The following is a 22,667-nucleotide window of genomic DNA, read 5'->3' as shown; positions in this document are numbered from 1 at the left end:
ATCTGCCTGCCCTTGCGATTAAAGAAACCCGACTTCGATATTATACGTCCAAAAAATGCGTCTCCCCGCGCTATCATAATAAAACTGCAAACTTGCCTCCCATATTCAGTACAGGGGTACTATTGAGACATGGCCTCAGTCAACCTAGAATGAAAGAAATCAACTGAAAGGAATAAAATGTTAAAATTACGAAACCTGTACCTGCTCAATGCTGTGCTGGCTCTGCTCTTTGCAATCGGCCTGCTGCTCATCACGACCACCATGCTTAGCATGTTTAATATCGATAATTCACCTGATACCAGATTGCTGGCTCAATTGCTGGGGGTCGAACTTGTGCTCAGCGGCCTCTTAACCCTGTTTGCCCGCGATGTGACCGATCCGAATGCGCTGACTGCCATCAACTTTTCCAACATGGTCTCGCATGCGCTTGGGTTTATTATCTCGCTCAACGGCACATTCACAGGTGTGATGAGCGGGACAGGCTGGGTGGTTGTCATTATCTATGCCGTGCTAGGGCTTGGGTTCGCTTACTTCCAATTCTTCAAGCCAATGGATTGATGTCACGGTTCAAAGCAGAAAGAAAATAAAGTAACAAGTAAAAAAGACTCTGGGTTCTCCAGAGTCTTTTTAAACTTTACTGAGATATTCCTTCACCGCATCCATAAATTCCCCCGACCACTGAAGTGATTCCAAAGCCTGCTCGTTAGTTACTTCTTGATGTTCATCGCCGTAATGTCCAACCTCGCGGAGTTCCTGTGCATCGATGATATAGCGATGAAATTTTGGATCCAAAGACCCTGTTTTGGCAAACACTTTGCCATATGTTGCAACCACTGCTGAATGGCTGGAAAAAGTCAAACCCTTTGATAATAGCATCGCCTCCGCCAAATAGAAGATCGTGTAATACGATTGCGCGGCAGAAAAGCGGGCATGTCCCATGTCAATCAGCGCTCTTGCAACTTCATGGCTTTCCTCCGCCAGATTCAAGAAGTGTTGAATTTCAGGTGTAATCATACTACCACACCTTCTTTGCGGACATTGATATACAGTGGCATTCCGCTACTGGCATACGCAATATCCGATGCAAACTTGCGGGAAATCACCACATCATTTTCCAGGCATAATGTTGCTATGAATTCCGAAGAGCGTTTCGAGATTTGCCAGTAATTAAATTTGCCTTTCAAGACGATCATCACATCAATATCCGAGTCAGGCGGATGCGCGTCGCCGCGCGCGTACGAGCCGAACAGGATCACGGCCTTTAACTGGTCGCCGTAAATTTCCGCCAATCCTTTTTTTAACTTACGTAATATGCTTTTTATGTTTCCAGGCATGGCATTTCTCGTGCCATTATCATACCGTTTTTTCCAACAGGATGCAACTTGTATGTGATACCATTTCCAATATGAACATCTCCCCCATCACTGATGACCTATTCATCGGCACAACACCTTCAACAGAAGATTACAACCACCTGCGCGGACTCGGCGTGAAGTTGGTCATCAATATGCGCGTGGAATTTCGTCCGCGCAAGGACAGGCATGAGTCACCATTGAAGTTATTATGGCTGCCCACGTTCGACTCACCGCTGGTTCCGATTCCGATCAAGTCCTTACAACATGGAGCGAAAATAGCATTGGAAACGATTCATGAGGGCGGCAAGGTCTTTACCCATTGCGCGGGCGGAGTCCACCGCGGGGTGACGATGGGTGCGTGCATCCTGATCGCACAGGGACATGATCCGCAGGCGGCGATGACTTTGATCAAGGAGCGTAGGCCAATTGCGGACCCGTTTGCGTTCTATATTCGTCCGCGGATATTGAAGTTTGCAACCCAATGGAATTCGTAGTATCAATTCCTACCTCGTTGGTTGAGTAGGGTGAGTGCTCTTGTCGCCCGTATCGAAACCAACAGGTTGCAGAAGTAAAGCTATAACAAAAATCGCTCTGCCAACTGGTGGTTTCGACACCGCACTTGCGTTCGGTGCAAGTGTACGCCACTCGCCGCAAAGCGGCTCGCGGCTACTCAACCACCGATTAAACCTAAAAAAATATTATGAACTGCAGACTCATCTTCACTTTACTGGTTTGTATAACCATCACAGCCTGTCAGACTGAAATTCCCCCTGCGCCAACATCCACACCGACCAGCACACCAGCGCGGATCATCCCAACGCCGAGGTACGACGTCCCAACGGCGGGCAGGTTCACAGTCACGCCTGAAGCGACTGCAACGCCTACACAAGCATCCGCTTCAACCACGCCCACACAGACTCCCATTTCCGAAGAATGGAAGAGTTTGCCCGTTCTGCCTGAACCCGATGAAAGTATCCGCGCCATTTATGAACATGGTCAGACATTGGGGAATGACCCACGAACGTTTTCGATCTTTGGTGATTGCCAAACCAGGCCCGATGAATTCTTCGGCGTATTTGAAACCGACCCGTTCTTTATAGAAAGTCTTACACCCGAATTGCTTGAAACCGTGGAACACTTCAGAGGTTCCTTCGCTCGCGAAAGCCCCACCTCGCAGGATGGCACCACACCCGGCGCATTGCTGTGGGATCAATGGCATCGTGGTCAATTTGGCTGCACCTTCGCCGAAACGCCTGTCGATTGTGAACTGCGCATCCAGCGCCCTTCATTTGTCATCATTCAAATTGGCTCACATTTCGAATCGCGCAACACGGAATATTTGCGCAAGATCATCACGCAATTGATCGAGGCGGGCGTTGTGCCGATCCTCGCCACCAAAGCGGATAATCGCGAACTGGACAACCGCATCAATCGTGACATGGCCCTGCTCGCCTCCGAATTCAATTTGCCACTCTGGAACTTTTGGGCGGCGTTATCCGACCTCCCTAACCGCGGACTTTACGTGATGGATGGGCGCGAAGAACAAGGCGCGATCTATCTAAATAAGGATGCCTCCAATCGCCACCGTTTCACCGGTCTTGAAGCGCTAAACATCGTCTGGCGTTTTGCAGCGGGGAATTAAAAACGTAAGGGCGACGTTTCGCCACCCGCGCTATATGAAAACAAAAAGGGCGCGGAGACCGCGCCCTAACATTTCGACCTTTCAACCTTCAACCTGCTAACCCTTAAGCGGCGGTGCATCCTTATCATACACAAAGACCTGCACATCCATCCCATCCTTATTCAACATATCTATTGCAGGCTGAAAGGTTGCATCCTTGATCTTCTGCATATCACCCGCTGGCGCGTAGACCGAGAGCCGCGCTTCCTCGTCCGACATTTTGGCGGCTTTGATCTCCGCGCTGGCACATGCGGCCTTGATCAGGTCTGTCATTGTTTTGATGGCGTCATCGATGGACATAAGCGGCTCCCTGTTTGAGTGTAAAAATTATATACCAACTTTATGGAAATAAGATCAAATAATTACTAGAGCCACAAAGATAACGATCAGGACCACAGCAATGAAAGCGCCAATGCCTCCCATCAGGGATGGAGGGAGATATTTAATAGCCAATAATGCGGCGTCTCCTGCAAGTGTTCCTGGAATAGGAGGTGAAAACTCAAGAGGGGTATAGCCCATAACGTGGAGATAATACCAAATTGAACCCACAAGCAGGTAACCGTTAATTCCTCCCATTATTACTCCAAATAAAGAATCTTGAAGCCTCTCCCGGTTGACTCGGCCTGAAAAAAGCGGCACGGCAGTAACAACCTGATAACCAAAAAAGGCCAGGGTGAGCGTGATCACCAGGCGTATCCAAAACAGGGACGGATTATCCTCACCCAGGTTGCGAACCAAAGGAATAAACATGATCAACTTATTGATGGCGATTGCCAGGATAAGACTAAAGCTCACTAACAACTCCTTTGCCCATCCTCTCGTTGCGCCAATCAGTCCCATTAGCAAAATGCCGCCCCAAAATAATGCCACATACCCCTGTGGAGCAACCACTGATAGTCCGCGCACCAAAAATATAATTGTGATTACAAACAGGCTGATGCCTGCGCCAAAAACAGTAATGTATCCCAGCACTGAAAGGTATCTGCGGCGCAATGTATCCTGCCTGCTGCTTTGGATAAGCATTTCTTCGTCATTGCTGAGCTCCACTGCAGGAAGATACTCATCAACCAGCGATAGTTCATCGCTGCTTAGCTTTATGCCTTCTCTGTTAAAGTATTTTACTTTTTGTTCAAGAAGTTCTTTTACAAATTTTTGCTTCTGAGTTTCAGGGTCGAGCTTGATCTTATTGGCCAGGTAATCGTGTGTAAGTTCGTATTCGTCCTCTTCTTCAACCCGCAGCAAGTGGCTGTCTACCAATTGTTTGAGCACTTCGTTCAAATCCCCGGCGTTGACCATGAATCCAAGTTCAGATTGAATTTGAGTTCGCGAACGCAGGATGCGCTGCCCTTGATCGTTCACGAGCGCAACTAGTATTTTTTCAGCCAGTTCAACATGCTCTTTTGGGATATTCTCGTCAATCACCCGGTCCAGATAATTTTGAAGAATGGTTTCGACGCCGCCCAGCTTGTGATACTCATCTGCCGTAATCTGGCGGGTGTTTTTATCCGTTTTTTTGAATATTTCGGAACATACCAACTGCAATTGAGGTGGAGATATTTTCTCCTCCTGCTGGTTTCCTTTTTGCGAATTTGAAAAGGGCGCAAGAGGATTCGGTATATTCTCGTTTTTTGATATCAGGTCGCTAACGATCCGGTCAACCAGCCCATTCTCAAAGCGGATGCCGCGTTTCAATGCAGGCTTGACAATCACCTCATACGCATCGGCCTTCGTAAATGCGCTTAGAAAAACGCTGTTTTCAAATGGACTCCGACCCAATGACTTGAATTTCGCCAGTTGACTAAACCATTCTCCGCGCAGTGAAAGTATCCAACGAACGGGCAATGTCTTATCATCCAGGCATTCGGCTAGTTCTTTTACAAAAGCCATTCTGGCTTCTTCGCTTTGCAGAGTGAATATCTCTTCAAACTGATCAACGATAACCACCAGCCACTTCTTCCCCAGCAATTTGCTCACACGCCTCAAGAAATCGCGCAGGCTGGCGCTTGCCAGGTTTGGAGATTGCTCCAATTGCGGCAGCAGCGCATGTTTAATAACTGTCTGCAATGCAGGCATTTCACGGGGGCGAACATAAAGGGGCAGGCTGCCCTCTGTCAATAAATGTGGACCAATACCTGCTCTGAGCAAACTGCTTTTTCCCGCACCGCTCTCAGAATGAAGTACTGTCAGAGAATTCCGTTTTATGCAATCGAGCAATTCTGCAATATACGTGTCCCTGCCAAAGAATAAAGATGAATCCGTTATATCGTATTCAAGCAGTGCTTTGTAAGGGCTTTTGGTATCCAGCCCCTTTTCCGCAAGCTCCGCCTGCAATTTTATTTTATTGACATATTCAACAAGGGCCTTTTTTAGATAGCCTTGTTCCAGTTGGTCAGCTTGTTCTGTTAACTCAACGACTGACGCAGCTCTTTCGAGCATATGAATAATATTATTTGAACCAGTGATGATATTGCTGTTGTTTACATCTCCCCTCACAGCAACGGAGGCGCTTTTTGCAGGGCCAACTTTTTTCTCACGTTTTCGTTTATCGGTCGTCGTTACCATCATTCGTAATCCTTCCCTTGGATCAGGATATGAGGATCAGGAAAAGAGCGTCCACAACATACGGAAGATTTTTTCTTATACAGTGAATCTCGCGAATTCCCGAATTATACCCAGCATGGGTATTATATAAAAGAAAATGGCGAGCAATCTTAATTCACGTTCAACTTTGCCACGGTCACGCCTTCGCCGCCTTCCTTATCACCGCCCTCTTCAAACGACCTCACGTACGAATGTCCGCGCAAGGCTTCACGCACAGCCTGCCTTAGCTTGCCCGTCCCTTTGCCGTGAATGATGCGCACGAACGGCAGGCCCGAAAGATAGGCCTGTTCCAAATAGCGTTCCATCTTATCCAAAGCGTCTTCAGACATCAACCCACGCAAATCCACTTCCATGCCCGGTGAGGACGATGGGCGATTGACCGTGGACGATTGACGCTCGGCTACGGATGTACCCTTGCGAGTCGTTACTTGCGATGGTCCTCGCCCTTCGGGCACGATGTCGTCTGTGGTCTGTCGTCGATGTAGGTCCGACAACCTCGCCCGCATCCGAATCGTCCCGATCTGGACTTCCGCATCAGACTCACCCAGAGCTGTCACTACACCTTCAGCATTCAACGTACTGACAATGACTCGCTCTCCAAGCGACCATTGACGATTGACCATGGACGATGATTGTCCATCGTCTGTTGTCCGTCGTCGCTCTACAGGTGCTTCAACCTTCTCTTCCATCTGTTCCATTTTCTCTTCAATGGCGCGAATAGCAGTGAGAGGCTGGCTGGCTTTCTTAAGTTGACTCTTCAACGATTCGATATTGCGTTTGAGCACCGCCACTTCCAACTCGCCTTCGGCACGGGCCTTGGCAATTGTCTCGCGGCGCTCATCTTCGATCTTTTCGAGTCGCTTTTCGAGTTCACGGGTCTGCGCTTCGAGTCTGGCGCGGGCTTTTTCCAGCTTCTCACGTTCACGCGAGGTGCGGTTGCGTTCCTTGCGGATATCATCCAGCAATTTATCGGCCCGCAGATCCAGCGGATTAATTTCCGCCTTAGCCGAGTCAATGATGGATTGTGGAAGGCCCAGCTTCTGCGCGATCAAAAGGGCATTGGAGCGGCCTGGGAGTCCAATGGTCAGCTTGTAGGTAGGGCGAAGCGTTTTGATGTCAAATTCAAGCGAAGCATTGACTACTCCATCCGTGGAATGGGCAAAGGTTTTCAGCTCAGGGTAATGCGTTGCAACGAGAGTCATCGCGCCAGTTTCTAGCAGGTGACTCAAAATCGAGCGCGCGATGGCCGCACCTTCCTGCGGATCTGTGCCTGAGCCGAGCTCATCGAAGATGACCAGCGAACGATGGTCGATCTTTTTCAAAATGCGAATGATGTTGGTGATATGTCCGCTAAACGTAGAAAGCGATTGCTCGATGGATTGTTCATCACCGATATCGGCATAGACCGAATGAAAGCATGGCAATTCCGATCCGCTTTGGGCAGGGATGTGCAAACCTGATTGAGCCATCAACACCAACAAGCCAACTGTTTTCAACGAAACTGTTTTCCCGCCCGTGTTCGGCCCGGTGATCACAATCGCACGCGTCCCTTCACGGGGATCAACGTCAATGGGGACAACAGTATCGGCGCTGATGAGGGGGTGGCGAGCGTGAAGCAGATTCAGGTCAAAGGTCGAAGGTCGAAGATCGTCTGACTTTTGACCTTTGACTTTCGACAAATTATGAAGCACTGGTTCACTTGCTTTTAGTTCCTCCGCGTATTTCGCTTTTGCAAACGCGAGGTCAAGAACAGCCAGGTTTTCAACGCCGTACTTTAATTCACTGGCATGTTCACCAACGAGGCTTGATAGCTCAGCAAGGATGCGGCGCTCTTCGTCGCGTTCCTTTAATTCCAGTTCACGCATTTCGTTATTGAGTTCCACAACGGGCAAAGGCTCAACGAACAAAGTGGCGCCGCTGGCAGATTGATCGTGAATGACTGCTTTGATGCTGCCTTTAAATTCAGCGCGCAATGGAATCACATAACGACCATCACGCTGGGTGATGATCGGTTCCTGCAACTTCTTGGCAGACTCGGTCAGGTAGCGCTGCAAGCGGGACATCAAACGTCCGTGGGCGATCTTGATCTCGCGGCGTAAGGCTCCCAGTTTTACAGAAGCGGAATCCAATACCTCACCGCGGTCCGAAAGCACGCGTGTGATCGCATCCACCATGCCATGTGACTCTGGCAAGGCGGCGGCAAGTTTCGCCAGGCGTGGATATTCGTCCGTTTTGCGCTCCAGCGATTTTTTTATTTCGCGGCAAGAGATAAGCGTGGATTTGATATCCAACAATTGCTGCGGGTCAAGCACGCCGCCACGCGCGGCCAGGTCTGCTGCCGGGCGAATATCATGTGCGCCACCGATACCAGTATCCTGCACGGATAATAAGTTGCGCGCTTCGGTCGTCTCTGCCAGATGAGCGGTTGCCAGATCGTAAGAGTCGGATGGCTCAAGGGCGCGCGCCAATTCCATCGAAGCGGAAAAATCGCAGTAGCCTGCCAGCCGTTCGAGAATTTTTGGATATTCGAGTACGTTGAGTGTCTTGCTGTCCATAGGTGGGGATTATACTTTGGAGTCAAGCAGCTTGCTGCTTGCGGACAGCGAGCTGTCCGACTCCAGAGGAGAACAATATGAGACTCAAAAACAAAGTAGCCATCATCACCGGTGCAACATCAGGAATTGGAAAAGCCACTGCATTATTATTTGCACAGGAAGGTGCTTCACTTGTTATCACGGGCAGACGCTCAGAGTTGGGTAAGGCCGTCGAAACAGAATGCAGGCAAAAGCTTGCGTTGAGCGGCGTCGAAGCGGGAGTCCGATGCGTGTTTGTGGAGGCAGATCACACTAAGCCAGAAGACTGCCAAAGAGTCGTGGACGTCGCGCTTAAAGAATTCAACCGCATTGACATTTTATTTAACAACGCGGGCATCGTCACCCATGGAATGGCAGACACCACGCCCGAAGAGGTCTGGCAGGATACGTTGAACATCAACGTGACGGCAGTGTGGCGCATGTGCAAGCTGGTGATTCCAGAAATGAAGAAACAAGGCAAAGGTGCAATCGTCAACAACGGCTCGGATTGGTCTGTGGTGGCGGGGAAGGATGCGTTTCCATATATTATGAGCAAGGGTGCAGTAGGCATGATGACCAAGGCTATGGCGCTGGATTATGCGCGCGAGGGAATCCGCGTGAATGCTGTTTGCCCCGGTGATACGTTAGTGGATCGCTGGATCGAGAAAGGATATTTTGAAGGTTCAGGCCCTGTATCCGTTGAAGAAGCCATGAAAGAATCAAGTGCATACATTCCGATGGGCCGTTTTGGGAAACCAGAAGAGATCGCCAATGCAGTTTTGTTTTTAGCTTCAGATGAGTCATCTTTTGTAACAGGGCATTTACTTTTGGTGGATGGCGGCAACACAGCGCAGTAATTTTCCTTGTTTGAATACAAATTCAGATACAATCGGTGCGATACCCAATTAGAAGTGAGGAGAGTGTAATGAAAAATAAGCTGTCCGCTTCCATCGATTCAAAACAACTTGTTACCAGCATCACCGCAGGGCTTGTGATCGGTTTGATCGCAGTAGTGCAGAATATTTCGCTTGCCACTCTCGTATTCACAGGAGAAATGAGTTCATATGTGCCGAGGGGAATCGGCATATTCTTGTTCGGCGGGTTAGCTATGGCTTTGGTCACATCCATCCTGGGGTCATTTCCCGGCACTGCCATCGGCCCACAGGATGGTCCCGCCGCCTTGCTTGCAGTAGCGGCGGGCGGCATTACAGCCGCTCTTCTGGGAAAGAATGAAACAGATGCAATTTTTTCCACGACGGTGGCAGGGATCATTCTTGCCTCATTGATCACCGGCACGATCTTCCTGCTTATCGGTCAATTCAAACTTGGAAATCTGGTTCGTTATATTCCCTACCCGGTGGTGGGTGGATTTCTAGCCGGCACAGGCTGGTTATTGACTCGCGGCGCAATCGAGGTGATGGCAGGGCAGAGTTTAAGCGTTCAGACTCTCCTCGGCCTGATGCAGCCCGAAAGGCTTTTGCTCTGGCTGCCGGGTACGCTCTACGCCATTATGGTCCTGATCGTTTTGCGGAAGGTGAATCATTTTCTGGTCTGGCCTGGAATTATCTTTTTCGCAGTCATTCTCTTTCATGTCACCTTATGGTTAACAGGCACATCCATTGACGAGGCTCGCGCAATGGGTTTATTGCTGCAGACCTTCCCATCCGGTGGATTATGGCAGCCTTTCACCCTTTCAAACCTGGAGTCGGTGGATTGGAACGCACTGGCCGGACAGGCAGATAAATTGATCCCCGTGCCCCTGGTGGGACTCATTGCATTCCTGCTCAACGCCACAGGGCTGGAATTGATCGCGAAACGGGACGTAGACCTCAACCGTGAATTACGTGTGACCGGGCTCGCTAACATTCTTGCAGGGTTTGGAGGCGGACCTCCCGGCTATCATTACCTGGGCGCCACGGCACTTGGTCAACGAATGGGGGCGAGCTCCCGCGTGGTCACCATCACTTCCGCAGCGCTATGTGGATTGGTTTTAGTGGCGGGCGGTGGATTTGTGAGTTTTCTGCCTGTTGCCCTTTTGAGCAGCCTGCTTTTGGTGCTGGGTTTATCCTTTCTCATCGACTGGGTCTATGATGCCTGGTTCAAATTGCCACGTGCAGACTATATGATCGTAATGATCAGCCTTATCGTGATCGCCACCGTCGGGTTTCTCGAAGGTGTGGGTGCGGGCATTGCAGCAGCGACCATTATGTTCGTCATAAAATACAGCAGCATCAACACAGTCCGTGATACTTTAAACGGTACGATCTATCATGCCAAAGTGGAAAGACCCGCGATTCAGCGCGAGGTATTGCACAAATTTGGCATGGGCATTCATATCTTCCGCCTTCAGGGATATATCTTCTTTGGCACATCAGATAAATTGCTGGGGCGCGTCCGTGAACTTTTGCAGGATGGGAAACACAGGGAAGATTTCATCGTGCTGGACTTTCACCAGGTGTATGGGTTGGATTCCTCCGCTGTTTCCAGTTTCACGCGTATGCATCAATTGGCCGAACTTCACGATATCCACCTGGTACTTACACAAGTCAAGCCCGACATCCGCCACCAGATGATCCAGGGTGGATTCGCACCGGGCCAGCGTGTGCAGATATTCCCGACTCTGGACCATGGCGTGGAGTGGTGCGAGAACATGCTGCTGCAGAGGCATGAAGCGTCGACACAGTTCATACAGGTTGGGATAAAGAGTCAATTGCGGCGGACCTTCCCCAAACCCGCATTGATCGACCGCCTGCTCACCTATCTCGAACGCATGGAAGTGGGGCCAAATATATACCTGATGAGGCGCGGCGACCCCCCGGAAGCGATGTATTTCATCGAGTCTGGTCGGCTGAATGTACTGCTCGAAACAAATCAAGGCGAAATGACTCGTTTGAGGAATGTACGCGCTGGGACGGTGGTTGGCGAGGTGGGCATGTATCTAAAAGGAAAGCGCACCGCCAATGTGGTTACGGAACACAAAAGCGTTTTATACCGTTTGACAAGCGATGCAATGAAGCAAATGGAAAGCCAGGATCCAGAGATCTCATCTGCCCTGCATGAATGGATCGCCCGTCTGCTGGCCGAACGTATGGCGGATAACGCCCGCGCCGTGGAAGCCCTGCTGGATTAATATACATAGGAGAAAAACATGATCGTCGTTTCAGATATGATGGGGACGCTTACTACCGGCTCCCCCTTTTTAGGTTTGGTGGATTGGGTTAGACATAACCAGAGCAAAATTCGTGCCAATTTTTATTTTGCGTCCGTTCTGCCAGCGTATGTACTTGCCAAGAACGGAGTCATTGACTGGCAGGAATGGGGACAGAAGTTAATGGTGAACAGCCTTGGCTACATCAAGGAGGCCACTCCTGAAAAAGTTAAACATGCCTCCGAATGGACGGTTGAACATAACCTATGGAAGAAACGCCGCGAGGATGTGGTGGCGAGGCTTGTCAAACATCGTGAAGATGGCGCGCAGGTTTATATTGCGAGCAGTGTGGTTGAACCATTCATCGAACCATTCGCACAGCGTATTGGCGCGCAGACCATTGGGACACCTGTTGAAATTGTGAACGGACAATTAAAGATGGTCAGTGAGTTGGTGAAGAGCGAAAAGAAGATCAAGCAGGTGCTCAACCGCCTCGGCGTGGAGCGCGTGGACGTGGCCTACGGTGACACGATCATGGATGTCCCTTTGCTGGAACATGCCGAGCATCCTGTGGCAGTTTATCCCGATGTGAAGTTGAAGCAGATCGCATTGCATTACGGCTGGGAGATCATCGGGGATACGCCCAAATATGGGTAGAGCATAAACACGTAAACAGGTAGACATGTCGTTGCGAGGAGGGTGCACTTCCCGACGAAGCAATCTCCCAAGATGAGGAGATTGCTTCGGGCTGGGTTTCGATACGCCGCAAATAGCAAGAGCGCGGCTACTCAACCATCAGCCCTCGCAACGACATAGTGAAGAGGATCAATGGAACGAACAACCTTACGCAAAATACGAAAACGAAAAGCGGATAACAAAATTTATTTGTGCGCGCCAGTCAACGCCTTGGTGGAAGGGATTTACGAGCAGAATATCCCATTCTCTGAAATCAAGAAGCATGGTGATTTCGGACTCGGCACATTCAATGATCTCGACGGCGAGATGTTAATGATGGATGGAGAAATCTATCGGGTGGGAGCGGATGGGAAGGTGAACCAGGTCACAGATGAGGATGAACAAACACCCTTCGCTTGTGTCACGTTTTTTCAACCTTCGAGTGAGGAAGAACTTGCACAAGAATTATCCTATGAGGAATTCCTGAATTGGATGAAAGACATCATGCCTTCGCCGAATTTGTTTTATGCGTTTCGGATCGAAGGTGAGTTTGGGTATGTCAAAACACGCTCGGTGCCGAAGCAGGAGAATTACCGTCCGCTGGTGGAAGTGGCGAAGGATCAGCCTGTTTTTGAGTTCAAGGATGTGAGCGGCGTAATGGTCGGGTTTTACACGCCCTCGTTCATGGCTTCACTTAGCGTGCCCGGTATCCATTTGCATTTTCTCACCGCTGACAAAACCAGCGGCGGACATTTGCTCGAATGCCGTCCGCGTAAAGTGAAAGTGGGACTGCAATATTTATATACTTTGGAATTATCCCTGCCATCCAACCTGGATTACCTCACCTGGGACTTCCAACGTGACATCGGCAAGGACTTGGATAAAGCAGAGAAGTAGAATATTACACAGTGTGCCACAATTTACTAAACCAGTGTCAGCCCACTTTCCTCAACTCACACCAGTTCTCATTCCTAAAAATTGGAGTTATTCACAGTGATTCAAATCAAAGCAATTCTTATTGATATTGGCGGGGTATTATGGCATCCCAAAGAGACACCTCTCAGTGACAGTTGGGCGGCAAGATGCGGGTTGAGCGCAGAAGCATTTGACCAGATTGTGTATAACTCTGAATGGGGTCCTCAAGCACTGGTTGGGACTATTTCAGGTGAAGAGATGTGGGAGAATATCGGAAAACAGCTCGGACTCTCGCTTGTTGAAAGAAATGAATGCGAAAAAGAGTATTGGGCAGGAATATGGGATATTGAATTCCTGGATTATTGCCAGGCGCTGAAATCAAGATATAAATTGGGCATTGTCAGTGACGCCGAATCGAATGCAAGAGAAATCGTCAGGGCATGGGTTAATGAAACGCTATTTGATGTTATCGTCTTCTCATCAGAGGTAGGTGTTTGTAAACCAGACCCACATATTTTCCGCAGTGCCCTTGAACAACTGGGCGTAACCGCCTCAGCAACCGTGTTTATAGACGACCGGGAAAATAACGTCAACGGTGCCAAAGCATTGGGTATTCATGCAATTCATTACAAGAATCGAAATCAGGCACTCGGCGCTCTCAATGAATATATTTCTATTGAATGAGAATCTAGTTGCCACCCAGCAGGCTACCAATGAGTAACAATTGTCAAAAGGGGGGACGAAATTCCTTAAATAACCCAAGTTGTCACCTTGCAGAATTCGCGCAAATTTAACGTACACATGCTTCGCAGTGCGAAGCAGTACCAAAGGGGAGCAGAGTCGCAAAGAAAAAATATTAAACCTTAGCGTCTTGGCGACTTTGCGTTAAGGATCTTGGTTGAAAGCGGATCCAAATTCTGATACCGAATATACATTTGTTTAGACAGCAAGATGCGATAAGGAATACTGCAATCCTGTTCCAAAAGAAGGATATGCTCTATACTGTTTTTTTCTATTCTTCTTAGGAGCAGTTTATGGAAACAAAGCCCAAAGTCAAACCGAAAATTAACCGGGGAAAACTGAAGGCCCAGAATAACGGCAAGGGTCAAGTTAAACGTACCAAATCACAACGGGGACAAAGCATTGCGCCCAAAGCGGAATTAAGGCCGGAGCAAACCAAAACAGCTTTACTGGAGAGCGAATCGCAATTTCGCATCCTGTTTGATAACCTGCCGGTTGGCATAGGCGTGGCTGATCTGGCGGGCAACTTACTGGTTTATAACAATGCCATGTTGAAACCGGGCAGTTACAGCCGCGAAGATATAGCGCAGATCGGTAATGTGGCCGCGTTATATTATGATCCACAACAAAGAAGGGATGCGCTGGCGCTCGTTCAAAAACAGGGATTCCTAAAAGAGTATCCCGTCAGGTTTAAACGCAAAGACGGCACGCCTTATGAAGTCCTGCTTTCTTTAACACCGATAACTTTCAGGGGAAAGCCCTGCATTCAAGCCATGGTGGAGGATATTTCCGAACGCAAGCGGACTGAGGAACAACTGAGGCGCCAGGTGGAAGAATTGCACCTGCAAAGCGCAGCGCTCGATGCGGCGGCGAACTCCATCATCATTGTCAACCGCGAGGGCATTATCGAATGGGTCAACCCGGCCTATACACTCTTAACTGGCTATACAATGGATGAAGTGATTGGGAAAAATCCGCGTTTCCTTAAGTCTGGTTTTCATGATCTGGCATTCTACAAAAACATGTGGAACATGATCCTGAGCGGCAAGGTCTGGCATTCTGAGGTGGTCAATAAAAGAAAAGACGGCAGTTTCTATACAGTGGATGAAACGATCACCCCTCTGGTGGATCAGAACGGTCAAGTTACCCACTTCATCGGCATCAACCAGGAAATCACCGAACGCAAGCGGGCCGAAGCACAGATCAAAAACCAACTTGAGCGTTTGAATGCCTTGCACAGCATAGATAAAGCCATCAGTTCCAGTTTTGACCTGCGCACCACTTTGCAGGTTTTACTGAATGAAGTGATTGCTCAACTCAAAGTGGACGCCGCTTCGGTGCTTCTATTCAACAATGTGACTATGACACTGGACTACACTGCCAGCCGCGGTTTTCATTCCAACGCCATCCACCACACAAAGCTAAAGTTTGGCGAAGGCTACGCAGGCCGTGTTATCGAGAACAGGAAAACCATACATATCCCCGACTTGAATAAAGCTGAAGGCAAGCTGGCAAAATCACTCTCCCTCGCCAAAGAAAACTTCACAGCGTATATCGGTGCGCCGCTCATTGTCAAAGGCCAAATCCTGGGCGTGCTCGAAATCTTCCAACGCGCTCCAATTGACTCTGATCCTGAATGGTTCAGCTTTTTGGAAACGTTGGCTGGGCAAGCCGCCATCGCCATTGATAACGTCCAGCTATTCGAAAACCTGCAACGCACAAATTTTGAACTGATGCTATCTTACGATGCAACGATTGAAGGCTGGTCGCGTGCCATGGATTTACGCGATCATGAGACTGAAGGCCACACCAAACGCGTCACTGACCTGACCTTGAAACTGGCACGGCAAATGGGCATTCCCGAAGCGGACATCCTTCACATCCGCCGCGGCGCCCTGCTTCACGACATCGGCAAAATGGGTGTACCGGATGGCATCCTGCACAAAGCGGATCAACTCACCGAGCAGGAGTGGGAGATCATGCACATGCATACCATCTACGCCTACGAAATGCTGATTCCCATTCCCTACCTGAAACCCGCGCTTGATATTCCCCGTTATCATCACGAAAAATGGGATGGCACGGGCCACCCGCATGGCCTGAAAGGCGAAGAGATTCCACTGCCTGCGCGCATCTTTGCCGTTGTGGATGTGTGGGATGCGTTGACCACCGACCGCCCCTACCGCAAGGCATGGACAAGAGAAAAAGCCATCGAATTTATCAAATCCGAATCAGGAAAACACTTCGACCCCCAAGTAGCGAAGGCATTCTTAACACTTACCGCCGATGAATAAAAAAGATTGGTTTTAGAAACGGAGGGGCGTATAATCTCTATACATAGTTTGTTATACAGAGTTCGTCTGTAAAGTCCCCTTGTGGGATAACACCTCGCACGGGGCAATTTGAAGAATAACTTTAGATAAATCATGGTTAGACAACCCTTGCAAGATGAAAGAACTCTAAAACATTGGATAATTGAAGGAGGTTCATAAATGAATGACTTTATAACAATGTCTTGTCCAAGTTGCGGTGGTAGTTTGAGCATTTCACCCAACGCGCCCACCTTAGTTTGTCAGCACTGCGGCACTGAGCATATGATTCGGCGGGAAGCAGGTTCTGTATTGCTTGAGGCATTTGCAAGATGTCCTCAGTGTAGTCGAAATGATAAAGTACAAAAAGTGACAGCAGTTTTGGCAAGTCAAGCACATACACCTTTAGCGCAAAAGTTATCACCTCCTGATAGACCAGTTGCTCCAATACAACCTAAGCCTCCGATGCACAAATCGCAGGTGACTTCCAGTGTTATAGCATCTTTTGTTCTTGGTTTAATTATTTTATTGGGGTATATTTTTAGTAAAGAAACACTTTTACTTTGCTCAGGGCTCATCTTTATTGCGTTTGGCATAGTTCCAGCGCTTCGCGAAGTATGGCTACAAGAGCAAAGAAAAAACGAATTCCAAAACTGGAAGCAGAATATTCAAAACTATGAAAAAGCAGTACAGATTTGGAGTATTGAAATAGAACTTTGGAAAGAACTTTACTATTGTGCTCGTGACGATTCTATATTTGTTCTTGAAACCAATATGTTTGCCCCATCATCCCAAATCACATCATATGTACGAAAATTGCAGGACAGCAAGATAAAAAAGGCACTTGCCGAAAGACAACAGCAACCTTTAATTCAGGACGAACCACAAGCAAATCAGGCAGTATCCATTAAACCCTGGATTACACTAATCCTTGTACTTGGCGTATGTTTGGGTGGAGCAATTTTGTTTGCTGTTTTGTTTAAATAAAGACGATACCGCAAACCGCTAGTTATTTTAAGACACAGAAAGATTGTTCAAAAGGTTATTCATAATGACAGATAAAAAACGTCCTCTTCGTGCTTTTTTATGCTACGCATCAGGAGACAAGCCTGCTGTAAGAGAACTTTACGAACGTCTTGTAAACGATGGAATTGATGCTTGGCTAGACAAAGAAAAATTGATTCCTGGGCAAAATTGGGAAATTGAAATCCCCAAAGCCGTTAGAAACTCAGATATAGTCATTGTCTGCTTATCGTCACACTCAATTACTAAAGAAGGCTTCGTGCAAAAAGAAATTAAATCTGCGCTTGACATAGCGGATGAAAAGCCTGATGGAACCATTTTTATCATCCCTGCAAGGTTAGAAGATTGCGAAGTACCAGATCGAATAAGAAGGTATCAATGGGTTGATTTATTTTCTGACGATGGGTATGCGGGATTATTAAAGGCTTTACAATTACGCTCCCTAAGTGTTGAAGCAGTTATTACCCCAAGAATAAATATTGTTGAACAGCCAGAAGTTTATTATTACCATGTTCGCATTCAGCGAGTGATTACAGTAAGAGAAACGGCGGATGAGCCAAAGTTCAGTTTTAATCTAAGCAAAAATTCTTTCACGAAAATTGCGACAAATCTCCATAATGGAGAAAACATCCAAGTCGCAGAAGAATCGATCAGCGGTTTCGATATTAATAATGGATTTGTGAATATCAGTCTGTTGCGCTCAAAGGAGAGGGCAAAAATATCAGAACTTACTGGAACAAACTCGCTAGCGAAAGAACAATTCTGGGATAAATTACGGTACTCTGATGATGTTGATGATATAACCTCTGAATTACATATTACAGATATTTACGCAAAACGCCCCTAACAAAGCATATAACAAGAGTCTTTACCATACCAGGAGACAGATTCTTTTTATAATAAAAATTAATCCCACCGTGCGGTGGGATTAATTTTTTACTTCTTCTTCTTCGCCAGTTTAGCTTTTGCTTCTGAAACTTGTCTCTTTGGCGGGCGGGGGGAATATACTGCCCTAATCTCATCCCGCGCAGGGCCAAGGTAATCGGCAATGCTGATCTCATCATTGATACTACATTTTGCGGGGTCCCAAATAATCATGGTGCGGCTTTGATTGATCTCAAACTTCATTCTGTCTTCCATGGTTGCGTTATGAACAGTGGGAATCCACCACAAGGGAATCGAGATCACACGCTGGTCGGTCAACTCAACGTGAATAAATTTCTCGTCAAATCTTACATCGTGGATGTTTGCCTCTTTGGGAAAGGTATATTCATCAATGGAGTATTGGACTTTATATCTTTTAACCTGCATTTTTTCATCCATTTGCTTTACCTTTGTAACCATGCCATTCCTCCGACACGATGATTATAGCAGGGGAAAATCTTATTGCCTGATGCTTTCGAATCAGGTGGTGGTCGAGTAACCCCGAATGCTCTTTGAGGGGTGTATCGAGACCACACTTTAGTTAGAATCAAAGTTAAGTTTTTATACAATTTGGTGGTTTCGATACGGACTGGTAAGAGCACCCAGTCCTACTCAACCACCGGATTGCTTTAATAACAGAGTGACGTGCGACCAGGGAAAAACAATTTATAATCAGCTAATTCTCGATATGTCATTGCGAGGAGGGCACTTGCTCTTCCCGATACTATCCCGAATGCTCCTGTCGGGGCGAAGCAATCCCACATTATGAGGAGACTGCTTCGGCAAAAACAAGAACGCCTCGCAGCGACATGTTCATAATGAAATCGTTGCAATTCATCTTGATATTCCAAATCCAGAGAGGTGACCCATGACATTCCAGCTTGTGTACTATTCCCAGCAAGACCCGCAATGGAAGCAGGATATTCTCGGCTTCGGTGATCCCGGCGATACCATCGGTTACGTCGGCTGTGCGCTGACGAGCGTGGCCATGCTGGTCAGCGGGCATGGCTATCCCGAATCCCCAAAGACTCTCAATCAGAAATTAAAGAACGTCAACGGCTTTGCAAGTGCGGCCATTCGCTTTGGCTCGGTCAGCCAGGTCTACCCGCAGATCAGCGTCAAAAGCAATATCTCCTGCGTCAGCACCGACGCGCCACTGGGCTTGATCGACGCCTCCATTGCCGCAGGTCAGCCCGTGATCGTGATGGTGGATAGCACTCCCGCCGCTGGCTTGCTCACGCATTGGGTCGTGCTCTACGCCAAAGAGGGCAACGATTATCTAATGCTCGACCCCTGGCCTTATCAAACTGACATCAACAAGAAGACCTATCTCATGGCGCGATACAGCCAGGGCAACCCATTACAGCGCTCGATCATGCATGTCATCATCTATGAATGTTTTACCGCCGGTGGAGGGATCGCTCAACCAGGCTCATCAACATCAACGGGAACGCCTCCGACTCCGCCGATAACGGATCCTGCTACGAGCGGCAAATCCACCGCCCGCGTAAAAGCCGAAGTGACCCTGGGCCTGAACATCCGCTCCAGCATCGATACATCCAGCCAGGTCAACATCATCGCCACCGTCCCTCCTGGCACTGAGTTGATACTGATGGAAACTGATGGAGCCTCGAAGGTGGGAGCAATCAATCAATGGGTGCGAGTCCGTGACTCGATGGGGCGTGAAGGATTCGCAGCCGCATGGTATCTGGAAAAAGGTCAAACCGTGGCACCGGCTCCGGTGGCGGAACCAATTCCAAGTTCAACAACAGAAGCGACTGTTCCATCATCCACACCTACACCTCAGCCCATGCCAGCACCCGAAGTGCAAAAATTAAGCGTCATCGTCAAATCGGCGGGAGCGAAAATTTATAAAACAGCATCCACGAGAAGCGAGGTGCTTTCAAGTGAAAAGAGCGGCGCGCGCCTGACCGTGGTAGAAGCCGCCAGCACCGCCGCCGACAAAATCGGCAAAGCAGGCAAATGGCTGGGCGTGAAAGGCACGAATAATAAACGAGGTTATGTAGATGGGGGGTTGGTGAAGAAAGCGTAAATATCATGTCGTTGCGAGGAGCGCTCTTGTTCTTCGCGACGAAGCAATCTCATGGCTTTATTCGCCGTAAGGTTGCTTCGCGCAGTTCGCTCGCAACGACATACTTCAATTAACCGAATTCAGCGCCGTCACAAACACATCCGCCATCTTTTGGATGTTGATCTCTTCTGAAACGATACGATACGACTCTTGCCCCATCCTTCTTAAACGCGCTATATCAGATAGCGCGTTTTTCATTGTGGAAACCAAAGCGCCATAATCCTCAGGCGGAATCTGCCACCCGTTGCCTTCACGCACAAGATCATCTTGCGTACCATCGCCTTTTGCAACGATGACGGGCAAGCCGTAACTCATCGCTTCCTGCACAGCCAGTCCGCCCGTGCCAGGTAAAACGAATAAGTCTGCTTGTTCAAAATACGGCTTCAACTCTTTACCATGTTTTGCGCCAATAAATTCCGCCGATGGATAAACATCCTTTGCAAACGACTCAAGCGCCGCGCGCTCCGGCCCATCGCCAACGATCATCAATCGCGGATTCGATCCCAATTCAGCACAAGCACGCAACAAAGAATCAATACGTTTTCTAGCTTGCAATCGTCCTACAAATAAGAGCGTTGGTCGAACGTTGAACGCTGAACGTTGAACGTTTGACGTCGGCTTCGCCGACACCGAATTATGCGCCACAAAGATCTTTTTGCGCGGGAAATCAAGCACGGCATATTCCTCCGCGCCGCGTTGACTGTATGCAAGCATGGCGTCAAATTGGTTGATGAAACGGTCCCTAACCCCAACCCCTCTCCCAATGGGAGAGGGGCTTTTTGCGCCCAACCCCCAGCCGATCACTTTTCGTCCGCGCGAGTGCATCCACTTCACGGCCGAAGGTGTGGAAAGATAACGTGGATTCGCTTCCACGATCAAGGCATCGGGGTTTGTTTCTTCAAGCCATTTAATAAAGCCCTGTTGATAACAAAGATAAAATGCGCCGCCAAACAGATGAATATTTTTCGCTTCCGTATATTGTGCGATCTCGGTCTTCCCGCTCGCGATCATCTCAACGAGACGAGGCAAACCTGCAAATAAACTCATGCCGCCTTCGCATCGCTCCGCCAGCAAGTCAAAGAACGGAACGCGATAACTGGGAAGCACGCGCTGCTGTAAACCAAGTTTTCCTTTGAAGTTCATCGACCTTTACCCAACATGCGGCGCGGAATACGCAGGCGATTTATGTACATGCACAACTTTCCACGCGCCATCCGTTTTCACCATCACGCGGCTTTCGTTATGTGCGGCGACCTTCACCCCTTCGGGCAACGATGTGCTGATCAACAAGGTATAACTCGCAATCGCAGTATCGCCATAGCGTTGAATCAACAAATTCGACAGATCAAAACGAGTCTTGCCCTTCTCTTCCGCGCCAAAAACAGAACCGCGCTCTGCGTTGGATGTCATCATGAATTCGTGGAAGGGCAGACCATCCAGGCGATGCGGTGTCACCCACCATTCATACAATGTCAGGTCTTCCGCCGTTGTTTCATGATACGAAGCAATGTCATTGCTCATGATACCCTGCAAGTGCTTCAATAAAAATTCGTGAACTTCCTGATCCATGACCTAATCCTCCAGCAGAACCTTCAAATACGAATCGACCATCTTATCGAGTCCAAACTCAGCCTCGGCGCGCCTCCGTGCCCCCGCCCGAAATTGATCCTGTTTCGAGAGCACCTCTTCCGCTGACAAAGCCAGTGCTGCAATATCTGGCGTCTCCAACTTCCAGGGATTTGTGCCGTATGGAGCGACACGACCCGCATCCTGTGTGACCAACTCCTTTAGCGAGCCGCTGTCAAACCCGATGACAGGCAGTCCGCAAGCCAGCGCTTCAATCACAGAATTGGGGCAGGGCGGGTTGACCTCCGCACAATACATGAGATGCGATGACCACGCAAGTTGTGGGATCTGCTCACGCGGAACTGTGCCCAAAAATTCCACAGGCACTTTGCTTTTCAGTTTTTGCTGAGTGGCGTCATCCACTTTGCCCGCTACAACTATTTCCATTGGAAATTTTTCAGCGAGTCTTTCAGTTACAGCTACACCATGGAACAAACCCGCATTCAATCCGCCTGCAAGGCTGCCTTCCAATAACAACATGCGGAAAATATTTTGAGGGCGTTCATTTGTTCCATTTGGCGAATAAAAATCCAAATCCACACCGTTGATGATAACGGAAGCTGGTGCTTTTGCAATGCCGTACCAATCTTCCCACCATTTGCGAATGAACTGGCTTTGATAAACGACACGGTCAGCAAAACGTTTGCGAATCAACGAAAGCATAAAGTTCCCATACTCCGCGCGGATGTGATAACGCGGGCCCGTCCAACGGACGCGCTGCACCCAGTTGATCCCGTCCAATCTTTGGACGACGCGAATGCCTCGTCGCCGGGCCCGCTTCAGGTCAGGTAGGAAGCGAGTGCCTGCGATGACGAGGATCGCGTCAGAGTTCGCTGAAAGATCATAAGTGGATTCGATCCCTCGTGTTTTTAATCCCTGTTCAAATTTCAAACGAAAGGATGCCATACCGCCTGTCCCTTGCACGAAGGGTGTGATGCAAATGCGAGTCATGAATGAAATTATATCTTACCGATCCCGCGCCGTCCCCGGCGCCGGGGACGGCG

21 protein-coding genes are annotated in these 22,667 nt (G+C 48.7%); 12 read left to right on the top strand and 9 right to left on the bottom strand.

What is annotated here, in order from left to right; translation table 11 throughout:
- Positions 1–177 precede the first annotated feature (177 nt).
- The gene (locus AC14M5_RS00635; RefSeq protein WP_484027681.1) at positions 178–558 is read left to right on the top strand and encodes a hypothetical protein; all 381 of its coding nucleotides are present in this window, start codon (positions 178–180) and stop codon (positions 556–558) included.
- A gap of 69 nt (positions 559–627) precedes the next feature.
- Here the strand turns inward: AC14M5_RS00635 and AC14M5_RS00630 are convergent, their stop codons facing one another.
- The gene (locus tag AC14M5_RS00630; RefSeq protein ID WP_484027680.1) at positions 628–1,014 is read right to left on the bottom strand and encodes a HEPN domain-containing protein; all 387 of its coding nucleotides are present in this window, start codon (positions 1,012–1,014) and stop codon (positions 628–630) included.
- Positions 1,011–1,334 (bottom strand): nucleotidyltransferase domain-containing protein, encoded by a 324-nt coding sequence (locus tag AC14M5_RS00625; RefSeq protein ID WP_484027679.1) that lies wholly within the window; start codon positions 1,332–1,334, stop codon positions 1,011–1,013. Before AC14M5_RS00625 ends, AC14M5_RS00630 begins: the two co-directional genes overlap by 4 nt.
- Positions 1,335–1,405: 71 nt before the next feature.
- On the opposite strand from AC14M5_RS00625, the gene AC14M5_RS00620 reads away from it, so the two are divergent.
- Positions 1,406–1,849, top strand: a complete 444-nt coding sequence (locus AC14M5_RS00620) for a protein-tyrosine phosphatase family protein (RefSeq protein WP_484027678.1) — start codon at positions 1,406–1,408, stop codon at positions 1,847–1,849.
- Between the two features lie 206 nt (positions 1,850–2,055).
- The gene (locus AC14M5_RS00615) at positions 2,056–2,997 is read left to right on the top strand and encodes a hypothetical protein (protein ID WP_484027677.1); all 942 of its coding nucleotides are present in this window, start codon (positions 2,056–2,058) and stop codon (positions 2,995–2,997) included.
- 96 nt (positions 2,998–3,093) lie between these two features.
- Here the strand turns inward: AC14M5_RS00615 and AC14M5_RS00610 are convergent, their stop codons facing one another.
- From AC14M5_RS00610 to AC14M5_RS00600, 3 genes are all read right to left on the bottom strand, one after another.
- The gene (locus AC14M5_RS00610) at positions 3,094–3,336 is read right to left on the bottom strand and encodes a hypothetical protein (protein WP_484027676.1); all 243 of its coding nucleotides are present in this window, start codon (positions 3,334–3,336) and stop codon (positions 3,094–3,096) included.
- A 54-nt stretch (positions 3,337–3,390) separates the two neighbouring features.
- A complete protein-coding gene (locus tag AC14M5_RS00605; RefSeq protein WP_484027675.1) occupies positions 3,391–5,601 on the bottom strand; it encodes an nSTAND1 domain-containing NTPase in 2,211 nt (736 codons plus the stop codon).
- A 146-nt stretch (positions 5,602–5,747) separates the two neighbouring features.
- Entirely contained in the window at positions 5,748–8,192 is a 2,445-nt protein-coding gene (locus AC14M5_RS00600) for an endonuclease MutS2 (protein WP_484027674.1), read from the bottom strand.
- 77 nt (positions 8,193–8,269) lie between these two features.
- Between AC14M5_RS00600 and AC14M5_RS00595 the strand changes: the two genes are divergently transcribed.
- From AC14M5_RS00595 to AC14M5_RS00560, 8 genes are all read left to right on the top strand, one after another.
- Entirely contained in the window at positions 8,270–9,067 is a 798-nt protein-coding gene (locus AC14M5_RS00595; protein ID WP_484027673.1) for an SDR family NAD(P)-dependent oxidoreductase, read from the top strand.
- Positions 9,068–9,135: 68 nt separating this feature from the next.
- The gene (locus tag AC14M5_RS00590) at positions 9,136–11,340 is read left to right on the top strand and encodes a SulP family inorganic anion transporter (protein ID WP_484027672.1); all 2,205 of its coding nucleotides are present in this window, start codon (positions 9,136–9,138) and stop codon (positions 11,338–11,340) included.
- Positions 11,341–11,358: 18 nt separating this feature from the next.
- Positions 11,359–12,015 (top strand): HAD family hydrolase, encoded by a 657-nt coding sequence (locus tag AC14M5_RS00585; protein WP_484027671.1) that lies wholly within the window; start codon positions 11,359–11,361, stop codon positions 12,013–12,015.
- A 171-nt stretch (positions 12,016–12,186) separates the two neighbouring features.
- The gene (gene budA / locus AC14M5_RS00580; RefSeq protein ID WP_484027670.1) at positions 12,187–12,930 is read left to right on the top strand and encodes an acetolactate decarboxylase; all 744 of its coding nucleotides are present in this window, start codon (positions 12,187–12,189) and stop codon (positions 12,928–12,930) included.
- A 96-nt stretch (positions 12,931–13,026) separates the two neighbouring features.
- Positions 13,027–13,632 (top strand): HAD family hydrolase, encoded by a 606-nt coding sequence (locus tag AC14M5_RS00575; protein ID WP_484027669.1) that lies wholly within the window; start codon positions 13,027–13,029, stop codon positions 13,630–13,632.
- Between the two features lie 350 nt (positions 13,633–13,982).
- Positions 13,983–15,983 (top strand): HD domain-containing phosphohydrolase, encoded by a 2,001-nt coding sequence (locus AC14M5_RS00570; RefSeq protein WP_484027668.1) that lies wholly within the window; start codon positions 13,983–13,985, stop codon positions 15,981–15,983.
- 198 nt (positions 15,984–16,181) lie between these two features.
- The gene (locus tag AC14M5_RS00565) at positions 16,182–16,985 is read left to right on the top strand and encodes a hypothetical protein (protein ID WP_484027667.1); all 804 of its coding nucleotides are present in this window, start codon (positions 16,182–16,184) and stop codon (positions 16,983–16,985) included.
- Positions 16,986–17,049: 64 nt separating this feature from the next.
- Positions 17,050–17,868: a toll/interleukin-1 receptor domain-containing protein gene (locus AC14M5_RS00560; RefSeq protein WP_484027666.1), complete on the top strand. Its 819-nt coding sequence runs from the start codon at positions 17,050–17,052 to the stop codon at positions 17,866–17,868.
- Positions 17,869–17,957: 89 nt separating this feature from the next.
- On the opposite strand, the gene AC14M5_RS00555 is transcribed toward AC14M5_RS00560, so the two are convergent.
- On the bottom strand, positions 17,958–18,365 hold the full coding sequence (locus AC14M5_RS00555) for a DUF2442 domain-containing protein (protein ID WP_484027665.1): 408 nt from the start codon (positions 18,363–18,365) through the stop codon (positions 17,958–17,960).
- 448 nt (positions 18,366–18,813) lie between these two features.
- On the opposite strand from AC14M5_RS00555, the gene AC14M5_RS00550 reads away from it, so the two are divergent.
- The gene (locus AC14M5_RS00550; protein ID WP_484027664.1) at positions 18,814–19,998 is read left to right on the top strand and encodes a C39 family peptidase; all 1,185 of its coding nucleotides are present in this window, start codon (positions 18,814–18,816) and stop codon (positions 19,996–19,998) included.
- A 105-nt stretch (positions 19,999–20,103) separates the two neighbouring features.
- On the opposite strand, the gene AC14M5_RS00545 is transcribed toward AC14M5_RS00550, so the two are convergent.
- Genes AC14M5_RS00545 through AC14M5_RS00535 form a run of 3 tightly spaced genes read right to left on the bottom strand, consistent with a single transcriptional unit; the run spans position 20,104 to position 22,614 of the window.
- A complete protein-coding gene (locus tag AC14M5_RS00545) occupies positions 20,104–21,180 on the bottom strand; it encodes a glycosyltransferase family 4 protein (protein ID WP_484027663.1) in 1,077 nt (358 codons plus the stop codon).
- 6 nt (positions 21,181–21,186) lie between these two features.
- Positions 21,187–21,606 (bottom strand): nuclear transport factor 2 family protein, encoded by a 420-nt coding sequence (locus tag AC14M5_RS00540; protein WP_484027662.1) that lies wholly within the window; start codon positions 21,604–21,606, stop codon positions 21,187–21,189.
- A 3-nt stretch (positions 21,607–21,609) separates the two neighbouring features.
- Positions 21,610–22,614: a glycosyltransferase family 4 protein gene (locus tag AC14M5_RS00535; RefSeq protein ID WP_484027661.1), complete on the bottom strand. Its 1,005-nt coding sequence runs from the start codon at positions 22,612–22,614 to the stop codon at positions 21,610–21,612.
- Positions 22,615–22,667: the final 53 nt, after the last annotated feature.

Source organism: Candidatus Villigracilis sp. (genome assembly GCF_057083605.1).
Note: the sequence above shows the minus strand (reverse complement) of the source record. Positions and strands in the feature narration are given on the sequence as shown.